11 protein-coding genes are annotated in these 14,500 nt (G+C 72.6%); 8 read left to right on the top strand and 3 right to left on the bottom strand.

Translation table 11 applies throughout. The features are described 5' to 3' along the window. Nucleotides 1-1,862 (bottom strand): glycoside hydrolase family 84 protein (locus tag ABT381_RS31720; RefSeq protein ID WP_351600303.1); only part of this gene is annotated, 1,862 nt, incomplete at its 3' end. 434 nt (nucleotides 1,863-2,296) lie between these two features. On the opposite strand from ABT381_RS31720, the gene ABT381_RS31715 reads away from it, so the two are divergent. The 7 genes from ABT381_RS31715 to alc all read left to right on the top strand — a co-directional run bounded on the left by ABT381_RS31715 (nucleotide 2,297) and on the right by alc (nucleotide 9,571). Next, nucleotides 2,297-2,551, top strand: coding sequence for a hypothetical protein (locus ABT381_RS31715; RefSeq protein ID WP_351600299.1), 255 nt, complete (start codon nucleotides 2,297-2,299; stop codon nucleotides 2,549-2,551). Further along, nucleotides 2,551-4,662 carry a 4-alpha-glucanotransferase gene (gene malQ, locus ABT381_RS31710; RefSeq protein ID WP_351600297.1) on the top strand — a complete coding sequence of 704 codons (2,112 nt, stop codon included), beginning with the start codon at nucleotides 2,551-2,553 and terminating at the stop codon, nucleotides 4,660-4,662. Before ABT381_RS31715 ends, malQ begins: the two co-directional genes overlap by 1 nt. Nucleotides 4,663-4,775: 113 nt before the next feature. Next, nucleotides 4,776-5,018, top strand: a complete 243-nt coding sequence (locus tag ABT381_RS31705) for a hypothetical protein (protein WP_351600295.1) — start codon at nucleotides 4,776-4,778, stop codon at nucleotides 5,016-5,018. Nucleotides 5,019-5,220: 202 nt separating this feature from the next. Next, a complete protein-coding gene (locus ABT381_RS31700) occupies nucleotides 5,221-6,198 on the top strand; it encodes an acyl-ACP desaturase (protein WP_351600293.1) in 978 nt (325 codons plus the stop codon). Between the two features lie 120 nt (nucleotides 6,199-6,318). Further along, complete coding sequence (locus tag ABT381_RS31695; protein ID WP_467754260.1) at nucleotides 6,319-7,293, top strand: DMT family transporter; 975 nt, start codon at nucleotides 6,319-6,321, stop codon at nucleotides 7,291-7,293. 17 nt (nucleotides 7,294-7,310) lie between these two features. Then, nucleotides 7,311-8,228, top strand: coding sequence for a LysR family transcriptional regulator (locus ABT381_RS31690; RefSeq protein WP_351600291.1), 918 nt, complete (start codon nucleotides 7,311-7,313; stop codon nucleotides 8,226-8,228). A 191-nt stretch (nucleotides 8,229-8,419) separates the two neighbouring features. After that, complete coding sequence (alc, locus tag ABT381_RS31685) at nucleotides 8,420-9,571, top strand: allantoicase (RefSeq protein WP_351600289.1); 1,152 nt, start codon at nucleotides 8,420-8,422, stop codon at nucleotides 9,569-9,571. 162 nt (nucleotides 9,572-9,733) lie between these two features. On the opposite strand, the gene pepN is transcribed toward alc, so the two are convergent. After that, nucleotides 9,734-12,301 carry an aminopeptidase N gene (gene pepN, locus ABT381_RS31680; protein WP_351600287.1) on the bottom strand — a complete coding sequence of 856 codons (2,568 nt, stop codon included), beginning with the start codon at nucleotides 12,299-12,301 and terminating at the stop codon, nucleotides 9,734-9,736. Between the two features lie 182 nt (nucleotides 12,302-12,483). Between pepN and ABT381_RS31675 the strand changes: the two genes are divergently transcribed. Beyond that, complete coding sequence (locus ABT381_RS31675) at nucleotides 12,484-13,005, top strand: DUF1203 domain-containing protein (protein WP_351600285.1); 522 nt, start codon at nucleotides 12,484-12,486, stop codon at nucleotides 13,003-13,005. A 94-nt stretch (nucleotides 13,006-13,099) separates the two neighbouring features. Here ABT381_RS31675 and ABT381_RS31670 read toward each other — a convergent pair whose 3' ends face one another. Next, nucleotides 13,100-14,131, bottom strand: a complete 1,032-nt coding sequence (locus ABT381_RS31670; RefSeq protein WP_351600283.1) for an aspartate-semialdehyde dehydrogenase — start codon at nucleotides 14,129-14,131, stop codon at nucleotides 13,100-13,102. Nucleotides 14,132-14,500 lie beyond the last annotated feature (369 nt).

Here is a 14,500-nt window from a genome sequence, read left to right as displayed (position 1 = left end):
GCCGCCGCGCCGTCGCCGCGGGCCTGGGCGCGCAGCATGTCGACCGCCTGCACGCCGGCCCGCCCGTACCGCGCGAGCTGTGCGGACCATGGGCGTACCTCGGTGGCGAGGCCGCCGGTCAGCCGGTCCGGCGTCTCGCTCATCGTGGTGAACGCGGCGCGGAGGGCGGCCGCCGCGTTGGCGTACTCCTTGTCATGATCCGGGTCGCCGCTGTCGAGCGCGGCGGCGCGGGTCGTCCAGAAGCGGTTGATGAGGGGGCGGAGGTAGCCCGATTCGCCGGTGTGCAGGACGGAGGAGGCGTCGTTGCCGGCGAGGGCGTGCAGCGCGGCGCGGGTGCGGGCCAGCCGGTCACGGTCCGCGTCCGTGACGGCGGCGCCGCCCGCCTGGTCCGCCGCGAGGTCGTCGAGGGCCGCCTCCCAGGACTCCTGGGGGCGGTAGTCGCGCGGGTTCCAGGCGTAGTCGGCGGCGGTGAAGAGCGGGATGCGGGAGGCCGTGGGCTGTTCCATGGCGTTGGCCAGGAGGGCGGCGGAGCCGGTGGCGACGGCGGGCTCGCGCCCGGTGTACGGGCCGAGGAAGATCCGGTCCTGGGCGTAGTCGTTGACCGGGTAGTTGTCCATCGTGATCAGGCGGTGCCCGAACACCTCGCGGGCCTTGGCCAGTTCGCCGCCGGTGATGGTGCGCGGGACGACGCCGACGCCGGTCCAGGCCACGTCCACCCGGTCCGGGAGCGCGGCCGCCAGCGCGTCGCGGTACTTCGTCGAGCCGTCCTGGTAGTACTCGGTCGGCATGACGGACAGCGGCGCGGAGCCGGGGTGGCGCTCCGCGAGGTGGGCCGCGAGCGCGCCGGCGACCTTGGCCTGGGCGCGGGCGGCCGCCTCCGGGCCCGTACCGAAGGCGTCCCGGTCGGCGTCGCAGTGCCACTCGCTGTAGCTGACGTCCTGGAACTGGAGCTGGAAGCTGCGCACGCCCAGTGCCCACATCGCGTCGGCCTTGCGCTTGAGCGCCCGCAGGTCCTCCTCGGAGGACATGCACAGGGACTGGCCGGGGGAGAGGGCCCAGCCCAGCTCGACGTGGTTGGCGCGGGCCCGCTCGGCCAGCTCGCGGAAGCGGGCGCGCTGCGCGGCCGGGTAGGGCTCGCGCCAGCGGGCCTGGCGGTAGGGGTCGTCGCCGGCCGCGTAGAGGAAGCGGTTCTGCTTCGTACGGCCCATGAAGTCGAGCTGGGCGAGGCGCTCGGCCTGGGACCAGGGGGCGCCGAAGAACCCCTCGGTGGTGCCGCGGACCGCGGTGCCCGGCCAGTCGCGTACGGCGACGGAGGCCACCCGGTGCGCGCCGTCCTCGCCCCGCGTGACGAGCTGCCGCAGGGTCTGCACGGCGTGGAAGAGGCCGTCGGGTCCCGCGCCCTCCATGGCGACCGTGGCGCGGCCCGCGACCTGGCCGGTGGCGAGGCGGTAGCCACCGGAGGGCAGGTCCGTGCCGCGGGCCGGGGCGTGCAGGGCGCGCAGCGCGTCGGCCGCCTGCCGCCCGCCGACGCGGATCAGCGGCCCGTCGGACGGCAGCGGCGCACCGGGCTCGGCCTCGTGGACCGTGCGCACCCCGGCGCCGCGCAGCAGTTTCAGCAGCGCGTCCATGGCGTACGGGTCGCTGTCCTCGGCGGCGACGACGGTGACGGAGGTGCCCAGCGGCACGGCGGTACCGAGGGACCGCAGCGACTGCGGGCGCGGCCAGACGGCGGGCGCTTCGCCCGCGTCGGCGGCCTGGTCGGGGGCGCCGACGGCCGGTTCGTCGGGGGCCGCCTGGGCGGCCGGTACGCCGCCGAAGAGTCCCCCTATGACGGCGGCGGCCAGTGCCGTCGTGCCTGCCACCCTGGCGCCGGACCCGGCGCCGTTCCGTTTCCTGGCGCCGGCGCCACGGAATCGCACGGCCTCTCCTCGTCCCCGTCGGTCTGCGGCCTCACTGGCCCGGCCTGCTCCGTGTGGTCGGTCGGCGGAGCGGCAGCCATTGGCTGTGAGCCCACCACTCGGGGGTCGAGGTGTCAACGACGGTTACCGAAGTGCCCCCTTTGCCCTATGCGGCGGCCGGGACGCGCGGGGGGTGCCGGTCCGCGCGAAATGCCGCAGGAGTTTCGCTATGATGTCCGATTAGTCGGTATCTCCTGCGTGAGTGACCGGCTCGCACCGTGAAATCGTTCGTCAGAGCGAGGGTGTGAGGTGGCGCACGTTTAGCGACCGGATACGTCTGCGACGGCATGGATTGGGTAAGGCCCTCGTGTCCTACTCTCGACGAACGGGAGGCCCTCGTGGCTCCGTCCGCTCAGCTTCTTCTCGACGCCCTCTCCAAACCGACCGAGCCGGATCTGCTGGCAGGGGTCTCCGACCCGGACTGCGGCTTGGACGGATGCGGCTCGTTCATGTTCTCCGAGCCACCCCTGACCAGCGAGCCCCCGCTCGCCGAGACCACCCCGCTGACCAGCGAGACCCCCATCGCCGCCGGGCTGCCGCTCACCAGTGAGCCCGCCGCCGCCGGCTACGGCACGGAGCCCATGGAGGTCTGATGGGCCGAGCGCGGCTCGCCCGGCTGCACGGCGTCACCACGTCCTACGAGCCCGCGCCGGGCCGCACCGTCCATGTACCCGAGGACACGGTCGTAGCCGTCCTCGCCGCACTGGGGGTCGACGCCTCCACGCCGCAGGCCGTCCGCGCCGCACTGGACGCGTACGAATACGGCCCGGCCCGTGCCCTCCTCCCGCCCACCCTCGTCACCCGCGAGGGCCGCCCGCCGGACCTGGCGGGGCTGCCCGGCGGCACCACGCTGTGCGTCGACACCGAGGACGGGCGGACGCTGGACTGGGGCCTGGTGCCCGGCGGGCGCGCGGCACCGCTGCCGCCCGGCGTGCACCTGCTGCGCGCCTACTCCCCCGAGGGTCGCGCCGCGCACTCCCACCTCGTCGTCGCGCCCGACCGGATGCCCCCGGCGTCCGGCCGCGGCCACGGCTTCATGGTCCAGCTCTACTCCCTGCTCTCCCGGCGCTCCTGGGGCATGGGCGACCTCGGCGACCTGGCCCGGCTGGCCGACTGGTCCGGGCGGACGCTCGGCACGGACTTCGTCCAGCTCAACCCGCTGCACGCGGCCGTACCGGGACCGCCGACCGACCCCTCCCCGTACCGCCCCTCCTCGCGCCGCTTCCCCGACCCCGTGCACCTGCGGATCGAGGACGTGCCCGAATTCGGGCAGCTGTCCGACGCGGCCCGGCAGCGGGCCGATGAGCTGTCCGGGAAGGCCGCCGCGCTGCGGGACGCCGTCCTGAAGAACGGCGCGCTGATCGACCGGGACGCGGTCTGGGAGCTGAAGAAGGAAGCCCTGGAGCTGCTGCGGACCGTGCCGCTGAGCACGGCCCGGCAGGCCGCGTACGACGCCTTCCGCGCCGTCCAGGGCCGGGACCTGGAGGACCACGCCACCTGGTACGCGCTGGCCGAGGCGCACGGCCCGGACTGGCGCGGCTGGCCCGACGGGCTGCGCGACCCGCGCTCGGCCCGTACGGAGCGGACGCGGCGCGCCCTGGCCGACCGCGTCGACTTCCACCGCCGGGCCGCCTGGCTCACCGACGAGCAGCTCGGCGCCGCGCAGCGCACCGCGCGCGACGCGGGCATGCGCGTCGGGCTGGTCCACGACCTGGCCGTCGGCGTGCATCCGTCGGGCGCCGACACCTGGGCCCGGCAGGACGCCTTCGCGGCCGGCATGTCCGTCGGCGCGCCGCCGGACGCCTTCAACTCGCGCGGCCAGGACTGGGGGCTGCCGCCCTGGCGCCCCGACACGCTCGCGCAGACCGGGTACGCGCCCTTCCGCGCGCTGCTGCGCGGCCTGCTGCGGCACGCGGGCGCGCTCCGCATCGATCACGTGATGGGCCTGTTCCGGCTGTGGTGGATCCCGGAGGGCCGGCCGCCCACGGAGGGCTGTTACGTCCGGTACGACGCCGAGGCGATGCTCTCCGTACTGGCGCTGGAGGCGGGGCGGGCCGGCACCACGGTCATCGGCGAGGATCTGGGGACGGTGGAGAACGGGGTGCGCGAGGCGCTGGAGGGGCGCGGCGTGCTCGGGACGTCCGTCCTGTGGTTCGAGCGCGACTGGACCGCCGAGGAGCAGCCGCCGCTGCCGCCGGGGGACTGGCGCGCGGACTGCCTGGCGACCGTCACCACGCACGACCTGCCCAGTACGGCAGGGCGGCTGACCGGCGAGCACGCGGCGCTGCGGCACCGCATCGGCCTGCTGGACGGCTCCCTGGAGGAGGAGCGGGCCGCCGAAGCGGCCGAGGTCGCCACCTGGCTGGAGTGGCTGGTCGCGCTGGGGCTGCTGCCGGCGGGCGCGGCCACCGGGGACGCCGCGGCCGACGAGGAGGCCGCGGTCGCGGCGCTGCACCGCTTCCTGCTGCGGACCCCGGCACGGATGGTCGGCGTGTGGCTGCCGGACGCGGTGGGCGACCGGCGGCCGCAGAACCTCCCCGGCACCTCGGACGAGTATCCGAACTGGCGGCTGCCGGTCGCGGCGCCGGACGGGCGGCCGATGACGCTGGAGGAGATCGCGGAGTCGCCGCGGCTGCGGGCGCTGATGCGCGAGTTCGGCCGGGCGGACCGCGCCCCGGCGGCGGACGCGGAGGCCAGGCCCTAGGGCGCGGAGGCCGGGCCCTGGGCCGCCGAGGCCGGGCCCTGGACACACGCCCTTGGGCCCTTTTGGGCACCCCGGACGCGCGGGCCGTTCAGGCGTCCGATACGTTGAAGAGCGTGAGCAACAAGGTCAAGAACCACGCCCTGCGCGCCGGAACGATCACCGCCGGTACCGCGCTGCTGCTGCTGATGTCGTCCCCTGCTTTCGCGCTCACCCGCGACGATGGTGACGACCCGGGTCCGGGCCTGAGCGTGATCCAGACGCTCGGCCTCTACGTGGCGACGCCGATCGTCCTCTTCCTGATCATCGCCGGCCTGGTCATGGTGGGCGACAAGTCCCGCAAGGCGAAGAAGAGCTGACACCCGGCCTTCGGGCCACCCCAGACGCTGCAAGGCGCCGAATGGTTTGTACGAACCGTTCGGCGCCTTTTGTCGTGCTGAATGCGTCCATTTTCCGCCGATTCACCCGGTTGCCCTGGCGGGCCGTCTTGACGGGGAACTAACCTACGATGCCGTAACCTACGGTTCCGTAAGGCATTCTCCACGTCCCCAGGAGACCCCCGTGACCATCGCCCCCGCCCACCATGACGGAGAGCGCGGCCAGACCGCCTGGAGCGACGCTCAACTCCTCTACGCGCTCGAAGAAGTCGTCGAGAAGGAGCTCAACCGCCACCTGGACATCGCCAAGGAGTGGATGCCGCACGAGTACGTGCCCTGGAGCGACGGGCGCAACTTCGACGGCGTGATGGGCGGCGAGCCCTGGGCGCCCGAGCAGTCCAAGGTCACCGACATAGGCCGCACCGCCCTGGTCGTGAACCTCCTCACCGAGGACAACCTGCCCAGCTACCACCACGAGATCGCGACCCTCTTCGGACGGGACGGCGCGTGGGGCACCTGGGTGCACCGCTGGACGGCTGAGGAAGGCCGGCACGGCATCGTGATGCGGGACTACCTGCTCACCAGCCGGGCCGTCGACCCGGTCCAGCTGGAACGTTTCCGGATGGCGCACATGTCGGAGGGGTTCGAAGCCGACAACAGCCACAGCATGCTGCACTCCGTGGCGTACGTGGCCTTCCAGGAGCTCGCGACCCGCATCTCGCACCGGAACACCGGGCGGCACTCCGGCGACCCGGTCTGCGACCGGATGCTCGCCCGGATCGCCACGGACGAGAACCTCCACATGCTCTTCTACCGCAACCTCCTCGGTGCGGCCTTCGAGCTGGCGCCCGACCAGACCATGTGCGCGGTGCGCGACGTGGTGGTCAACTTCCGGATGCCCGGACACGGGATGCCCGGCTTCGAGCGGGCCGCGGCCCGGATGGCGATCGGCGGGATCTACAACCTGCGGATCCACCACGACGACGTGATCCAGCCGGTGCTGCGCTTCCTGAAGGTCCTGGAGATCGGCGGCCTCGGCCCGGAGGGCCTGAAGGCGCAGGAGGAGCTGGGGCTCTTCATGGGCGGCCTGGACGACCAGGCGCGCAAGTTCGACGAGCGGCTGGCGGCCCGTGAGGCCCGCAAGGCGGCCCGCGTCGGCTGACCGGCTGACTCCCTTTCTGACTCTTCAGGTCAGCTGAAAGGAATCGTCAAAAACATTCGATGGACCTGAGGAGTTCCGCGCTGTCACGGTAGGTGCCATCCGCACCGACGAGAGGAAGCCGTGACAGCTCTGGAATCAGTACGGGAAGAACGCGCAGGCGGCGTACGGCCCGGGAGCGCACCCCGGGCCGTACGCCGCGCCGCCCTCACCGGCCTCGCGCTCGCGCTGACCGCCACCGTCTTCTGGTCCGGCAGCTTCGTCGCGACCCGGGCGCTGCACACCAGCGTGCCGCCCGTGCAGGCCGTCTTCTGGCGGTGGGTGATCGCGCTGCTCGCCGTGGCACCGATGACGCTCCCGCAGGTCTGGCGGCAACGCGCGATCGTCCGCCGCCACTTCCGCTTCCTGCTGCTGGCCTCGCTGCTCGGGGTGTCGCTCTACAACACCCTGGTCCACCAGGCGGGGCTGACCACCACGGCCGGCACCATGGGCATGATCATGGCGGCGTCGCCGACGCTGATGGCGCTGTTCGGGCGCTTCGGGCGCGGCGGCGAGCGGATCGGTCCCCGGCGCGCCGCCGGCATGCTGGTCGCGACCGCCGGCGTCCTCACGCTGATCGGCAAGGGCGACCCGACGGCCCTGTTCCGGCTGGACCTGGCCTCCGGCGGGCTGTGGATGCTGGCCGCCATGGCGTGCTTCTCCGGGTACAGCGCGCTGGTGCGCCACAAGCCCGCGGAGCTCACCGGGCCGGTCTTCCTCTGCGTGACCTTCATCATCGGCACGCTGCTGCTGGCGCCCGCGTACGCCGTCAGCCTGACCGTGCAGGGCGGCTTCACGCCCGGCGTCGACACGGTCGGCCCGCTGCTGTACGTCGGGATCTTCTCCTCCGCGGTGGCGTTCTTCACCTGGAACAAGGCCATCGCCCTGATCGGCGCGGCCCGCGCGGGTGCCGTCTACTACCTCCAGCCGGTCTGCGTCGCCCTGCTCTCCCTCGCCCTGCTCGACGAACACACGGGCCCGGTCCAGGTCCTGTGCATGGTGCTGATCCTGGGCGGCGTGGTGCTCGCCGCCGGTGTACCGCGAAGAGCCGGCCGGTGACCGCATACGCTGCCCGCATGGCCGACTGGGACATCAAGAAGCTGCGCATCCTGCGCACGCTCGGCGAGCTGGGCACGGTGACCGCGACCGCCGAGGCGCTGCACATGACGCCCTCGGCGGTCTCGCAGCAGCTGACCGGGCTCGCCAAGCAGCTCGGGGTGACCCTGCTCCAGGCGCACGGCCGCCGGGTACGCCTCACCGACGCGGCCCACCTCGTCCTCCGGCACGCCGACGCGGTCTTCGCGCAGCTGGAGCGGGCGGACGCGGAGCTGCTCGGGTACCTGCAGGGCGAGGCCGGCGAGGTGCAGGTCGGCGCGTTCTCCACGGCGATCCCGGCGCTGGTGGTGCCGGCCGTCGAGCAGCTGCGGCGCACCCACCCTGGCCTGGTCGTCCGGGTACGGGAGGCCGAGGCGGCCGAGGCGTACGAGCTGCTCTCCGAGGGCAGCGTGGACCTCGCGCTCTCCCTCGCGGCGCACGCGCCCACCCCGCGCGACCCCAAGTTCGCCCGGCTGTCGCTGCTCGCCGACCCGCTGGACGTGGCGCTGCCGGCCGGCCACCCGCTGGCCGCCGAGCCGGGGCTGCGGCTGGCCGATCTCGCGGGCGAGCCGTGGATCTTCGGACGCAGCGGGCCCTGGTCCCAGATCACCACCACGGCCTGCGAGAACGCCGGTTTCGTACCGGAGCAGGCGCACGCGGCGGCCGACTGGGCGGCGATCCTGGCGATGGTCGCCGCGGGCATGGGCGTGGCGCTCGTCCCGCGGATGGCGATGCGGCCGGAGCGCGGCGGCGCCGGGGTGGCGGTCCGGGTGCTCCACGCCGACCAGCCGCGCCGCCATGTCATCGCGGCGGCGCGCCGGGGAGCGGAGGACGCGCCGGGCATGTCCCGCGTCCTGGGCGCGCTGCGGCAGGTCGCCGCGGAGCTCACCGACGCGTGAGCGTCATCCGGCCCCGGCCCCGTCCCTGATCACCCCAGTTCGAGGAGGACTCCGCCGGTCGTACCTTTCAGTTCTCCTTCACGGCCACTCCAGAAACTTTCGATAGACCTGCCCGAACGCCTCTGCGAAGGTCGGTGGTGAGCGCTTCCCGGGCGCTCCGCGCTCCCACCACCGGACGACGAAGGGCAGAGATGACCACCACCCCGGCCGCCTCCTCCACTGATCCGCACGCCAACGACGCCGCTCCGTACGGCGGTGGCGACCCCTACGCCGACTACCGCGGCGGGGACTACGCCTTCACCTCGCTCGTCGACCTCGCCGACCGCCGCTTCGGCGCCGGCGTGATCGCCGCGAACGACGAGTTCTTCGCCGAGCGGGAGAACCTGCTGAAGCGCGAGCGCGCCGTGTTCGACCCGGAGCACTTCGGGCACAAGGGCAAGATCATGGACGGCTGGGAGACCCGGCGCCGCCGCGGCGCCGACGGTGACCACCCCTTCCCGACCGACGACGAGCACGACTGGGCGCTGATCCGCCTCGCCGTCCCCGGCGTGATCCGCGGCGTCATCGTCGACACCGCCCACTTCCGCGGCAACTACCCGCAGCAGGTCACCGTCGAGGCCACCGCCGTACCGGGCAGCCCGAGCCCGGAGGAGCTGCTCGCCGACGACGTGAAGTGGGAGGAGATCGTCCCCCGCACGCCGGTACGCGGCCACGCCGCCAACGGCTTCGAGGTCACCGCCGAGCGCCGCTTCACCCACCTCCGCCTCAAGCAGCACCCCGACGGCGGCATAGCCCGCCTGCGCGTGCACGGCGAGGTCGTGGCCGACCCCGCGTGGCTGGACGTACTGGGCACCATCGACCTGGCCTCCGTACTGAACGGCGGCGCGGTCGAGGACGCCTCGGACCGCTTCTACTCCTCGCCCACCCAGATCATCCAGCCCGACCTGTCCCGCAAGATGGACGACGGCTGGGAGAACCGCCGCCGCCGCGTCAAGGGCACCAACGACTGGGTCCGCTTCCGCCTCGCCGCGCAGGGCGAGATCCGCGCGATCGAGATCGACACGGCGTACCTCAAGGGCAACTCCGCGGGCTGGGCGGCGCTGTACGGCTGCGATGCGGCCACCGCCGACCCGGCCGACGACTCCTCGTGGTTCGAGATCCTCCCGAAGACGAAGCTGCAGCCCGACACGCCCCACCGCTTCGCGCTGCCGAGCGCTGTGACCGCCACGCACGTCCGGCTGGATGTCTTCCCCGATGGCGGCCTGGCCCGCATGCGGGTGCACGGTGGCCTCACGGAGGCGGGTCGCGCCGCGTTGGGCCGCCGCTTCGACGAGCTGAGCTGAGCTCCGCTCCCTACAACTCGTCCGGCGGACGGCAGCGATAGGCGCGCCGACGCCGGGCGGTGCCACTGCCCCTCCGCGTCCGGCTCTCCCGCCGCGTGGGTTGCTCGCGCAGTTCCCCGCGCCCCTTAAGGGGCGCGGGGAACTGCGCGTTCAGCGCCGCCGTCAGGCGGCAGCCGCATCTGCCGATTGGGCCTTCAGCGCACGCTCCACGCCCGCCCGGGACTCCGTCACCAGGCGGCGCAGCGCCGCGCTCGGCTCGGCCGAGGCCAGCCAGGTGTCCGTCGCGTCCAGCGTCTCCTGCGAGACCTGCAGCGAGGGGTAGAGCCCGACGGCGATCTGCTGCGCCATCTCGTGGCTGCGCGCCTCCCACACGTCCTTGAGCGCGTCGAAGTACCGCGCCGTGTACGGCGCGAGCAGCTCGCGCTGGTCGGTCTGCACGAAGCCGCCGATGACGGCCTCCTGCACGGCGTTCGGGAGCTTGTCCGACTCCACGACCGACGCCCACGCCTCGGCCTTGGCCTCCGCCGTCGGGCGGGCCGCGCGGGCGGTCGCGGCGTACCGCTCGCCCGCCGAGGTCCGGTCCCGCTCCAGCTCCGCCGCGATGGCCTTCTCGTCGGCACGGCCGGTGGCGGCCAGCCGCTGCAGCAGCGCCCAGCGCAGCTCGGTGTCGACGGCGAGGCCGGTGATCTCCTCGGTGCCGTCGAGGAGGTTCTGCAGCAGGTCCAGCTGCGCGGTCGTACGGGCCGTCGCGGCGAACGCGCGGGCCCACGCCAGCTGGTGGTCGCTGCCGGACTCGGCGGCACGCAGCTGCTTGAGGCAGGCGTCGGTCCACTTCGCGAGGCCGGTCTCGCGCCACTCCGGCGCCGCGTACAGCTCCAGCGCCAGCTTCACCTGGCGGTGCAGCGACTGCACCACGCCGATGTCGGACTCCTTGCCGATGCCGGAGAGCACCAGCTCCAGGTAGTCGCGGGTGGCCAGCTCGCCGTCCCGGGTCATGTCCCAGGCCGAGGCCCAGCACAGCGCGCGCGGCAGCGACTCGGAGAAGTCGCCGAGGTGCGCGGTGACCGTCTTCAGGGACTCCTCGTCGAGGCGGACCTTGGCATACGACAGGTCGTCCTCGTTGAGCAGGATGACCGCAGGGCGCGGGGTGTTCGCGGGGAACGGCACCTCGGTGCGCTCGCCGTCCACGTCCAGCTCGATGCGGTCGGAGCGGACGAGCTTGCCGTCCTTGAGGTCGTAGCAGCCGACCGCGATGCGGTGCGGGCGCAGCACCGGCTCGCCGGTCGCGCCCTCGGGGAGCGCGGGGGCCTCCTGGCGGATGACGAGGGAGGTGACGTTGCCCGCCGCGTCCGTCTCGACCTCCGGGCGGAGGATGTTGATGCCGGCCGTCTGCAGCCACTTCTTCGACCAGGTCTTCAGGTCCCGGCCGGAGGTCTCCTCCAGCGCGCCGAGCAGGTCGGAGAGCCGGGTGTTCCCGTACGCGTGCGCCTTGAAGTACTGCTGCACGCCCCGGAAGAATTCATCCATACCGACATAGGCCACGAGCTGCTTCAGCACGCTCGCGCCCTTGGCGTACGTAATGCCGTCGAAATTGACGAGCACGTCGTCAAGGTCACGGATTTCGGCCATGATCGGGTGCGTGCTGGGCAGCTGGTCCTGGCGGTAGGCCCAGGTCTTCATGGAATTCGCGAACGTGGTCCAGGAATGCGGCCACTTGCTGCCCGGCGCGTACGCCTGGCAGGCGATCGAGGTGTACGTCGCGAACGACTCGTTCAGCCACAGGTCGTTCCACCATTCCATGGTGACCAGGTCGCCGAACCACATGTGCGCGAGCTCGTGGAGAATGGTCTCCGCGCGCACCTCGTACGCCGCGTCCGTCACCTTCGAGCGGAAGACGTACTGGTCGCGAATGGTGACCGCGCCGGCGTTCTCCATCGCGCCCGCGTTGAACTCCGGCACGAAGAGCTGGTCGTACTTCGCGAAGGGGTACGCGTAGTCGAACTTCTCCTGGAACCAGTCGAATCCCTGCCGGGTGACCGCGAAAATCTCCTCGGCGTCCAGGAATTCGGCGAGCGAGGGCCGGCAGTAAATGCCCAGCGGCACGCTTCGCCCGTCCTTCTCGTAACTGCTGTGCACGGCGTGGTACGGGCCCACGATCAGCGCGGTGATGTAGCTGGAGATCCGCGGTGTCGGCTCGAAGGACCACACATTGTCGGTGGGCTCCGGCGTCGGGGAATTGGACACCACGGTCCAGCCCTCGGGCGCCTTCACCGTGAACTGGAACGTGCCCTTGAGGTCCGGCTGCTCGAACGACGCGAATACCCGCCGCGCGTCCGGCACCTCGAACTGCGTGTACAGATAAGCCTGCTGGTCCACCGGGTCGACGAAGCGGTGCAGCCCCTCACCCGTATTGGTGTAGGCGCAATCCGCCACGACCTTCAGCTCATTGCGCCCGGACCGCAGTCCCGTCAGCGCGATCCGCGAGTCCTTGAACACGGCGGCGGCGTCCAGCGGCGCGCCGTTGAGCACCACCTCGTGCACGGCCGGCGCCACCAGATCGATGAACGAATCCGCCCCGTCCTCGGCCACGTCGAAACGCACCGTGGTCACGGACCGGAAAACGCCCCCTTCCTGCGCGCCGCTCAGATCCAGATCGATCTCGTACGCGTCGACGGTCAGCAGGCGCGCCCGCTCCTGCGCCTCTTCGCGGGTCAGATTCGTGCCAGGCACGCGGTCATCTCCTTCGCATCGGACGTTCCGCCCATCCTTCCACGCGGCCACCACTCCACGGGGTGACAGGGGGTGGGAGACAAGGAGGCGTCGCGGCGCGGCCTCGGAGCGAGCCGGGCCCCGGGCAGCGTCGCGTCCGTTTTCCGCCGGAGTTCTGGGCGCGGGGCGGCGAGGGTGGAGGTATGACCACTTACCTCGCGCGGCCCATCGGGGCCGTCGCTCTCAAGGAACTGCGTACCGCCGATGACGCCGGGCAGGCGATGCGGCCGTTCACCGCGTCCGAGGACGGGGTGCCGGTGGAGTGCGTCGGGAGCCCGTTGCGATGCTGCCTGCGGGGCGTGCGGGCCGGGGAGCGGGTCGCGCTCGTGTCGTACGCGCCGCTGCGGCGGTGGGCCGCCGCGACGGGCGCCGAGCCCGGCGCGTACGACGAGCAGGGGCCGGTCTTCATTCACGCCGAGGAGTGCGCCGGACCGGACCGCGACGCCGTGGGCCATCCGTTCGCGCGGCCCGGCGCGCTGCGGGTCCTGCGGCGGTACACCGCGGCCGGGCACATCGCCGGGGGAGCGCTGCTGGAGCTGCCCCAGGACGCCGACGCGGCCGTCGACCGGGCGCTGACGGAGGCGTTCGCCGACCCGGAGACCGCGCTGGTGCACGTACGGGCCGTGGAGTACGGCTGCTTCCACTTCGAGGTGCGCCGGCCGTAGCCGGGTGCGCAGGCCCTGACCGGCGGGCCCTGAACGGCGCGGGGCCCGTACGGACGTGATCCGTACGGGCCCCGCGGGCGTCGTCGTGAAGGCGTCAGCCCTTGAGCTCGGCGGCGACCAGCTCCGCGATCTGGACGGCGTTGAGCGCCGCGCCCTTGCGGAGGTTGTCGTTGGAGAGGAAGAGCGCCAGGCCGTGCTCGACTGTCTCGTCCTTGCGGATGCGGCCGACGTAGGACGGGTCCTGGCCGGCGGCCTCCAGCGGGGTGGGCACGTCGGAGAGGGCCACGCCGGGCGCCCCCGCCAGCAGCTCGGTCGCCCGCTCGGGGCTGATCGGGCGCTCGAAGCGGGCGTTGACCTGGAGGGAGTGGCCGGAGAAGACCGGGACGCGCACGCAGGTGCCGGAGACCTTCAGCTCGGGGATCTCCAGGATCTTGCGGCTCTCGTTGCGGAGCTTCTGCTCCTCGTCGGTCTCGTTGAGGCCGTCGTCCACGATCGAGCCCGCCATCGGCAGCACGTTGAAGGCGATGGGGCGGACGTACTTGTCCGGCTCGGGGAACTCCACCGCGGCGCCGTCGTGCGTGAGCTTCGTCGCGTCCTGTTCGATGGCCTTGCGGGCCTGCTGGTCCAGCTCGGCCACGCCGGCCAGGCCGGAGCCGGAGACCGCCTGGTACGTCGCGACGACCAGCGCGGTCAGCCCCGCCTCGTCGTGCAGCGGGCGCAGCACGGGCATGGCGGCCATCGTCGTGCAGTTCGGGTTGGCGATGATGCCCTTGGGGCGGTCCGCGACCGCGTGCGGGTTCACCTCGGAGACCACGAGGGGCACCTCGGGGTCGCGGCGGAAGGCGGAGGAGTTGTCGATCACGATCGGGCCGGCCGCGGCGACCTTGGGCGCCAGCTCCTTGGCGGTCGCGCCGCCCGCGGAGAAGAGGACGATGTCCAGGCCCGAGTAGTCGGCCGTCGCCGCGTCCTCGACCGTGATCTCGGTGTCCTGCCACGGGATCGTCCGTCCGGCGGACCGTGCCGAGGCGAACAGCCGCAGCTGCTCCACGGGGAAGTTCCGCTCGGCGAGGATCCCTCGCATCACACCGCCGACCTGGCCGGTGGCTCCGACGATTCCGATCCTCATGGCACTCCTTCTAGGGAACTGGCGACGATTTCCGACTGGAAACCCTGCTCAGAAGTCCCTCCATCATGCGTGTGACACCCGTCGCCTTGTCCAATCCGTTTCAGGAAGTGGAGCGGGGCAAGAAGTGTGCCTCAGGGGCAAACGAGTTCTGAGCAGCGCGTGCTCTCCCATAATCTCGCAGTCAAAGATCAGTGCGAAGACAGGCGAAGGTCACAACGAGGTGCCGGCGCGAAAGACGCACGTACCGGTACTGCACGGGGCGTAGCCCGCCCCCGGAAAGGCTCCCGTGACCGCCCCTGCCCCCGTCGTCGACGCCCCGGAGGCCGAAGCGCCCGCGCCCGGCCGCGCCGCGCGCGCCCTGCGCTCCGC

The sequence above is a fragment of the Streptomyces sp. NPDC000151 genome (genome assembly GCF_040301705.1).
Lineage (GTDB): Bacteria > Actinomycetota > Actinomycetes > Streptomycetales > Streptomycetaceae > Streptomyces.
The sequence above is the reverse complement of the archived record's forward strand: the minus strand, read 5'-3'. Positions and strand labels throughout refer to the sequence as shown.

Bases quoted from the DNA above. Each gene is read 5' to 3' on its own strand.
- ABT381_RS31670 (WP_351600283.1), bottom strand. From the start codon at position 14,131: ATGAGGATCGGAATCGTCGGAGCCACCGGCCAGGTCGGCGGTGTGATG.
- alc (WP_351600289.1), top strand. From the start codon at position 8,420: ATGACCACCACCCCGGCCGCCTCCTCCACTGATCCGCACGCCAACGAC.
- ABT381_RS31690 (WP_351600291.1), top strand. From the start codon at position 7,311: ATGGCCGACTGGGACATCAAGAAGCTGCGCATCCTGCGCACGCTCGGC.
- ABT381_RS31675 (WP_351600285.1), top strand. From the start codon at position 12,484: ATGACCACTTACCTCGCGCGGCCCATCGGGGCCGTCGCTCTCAAGGAA.
- malQ (WP_351600297.1), top strand. From the start codon at position 2,551: ATGGGCCGAGCGCGGCTCGCCCGGCTGCACGGCGTCACCACGTCCTAC.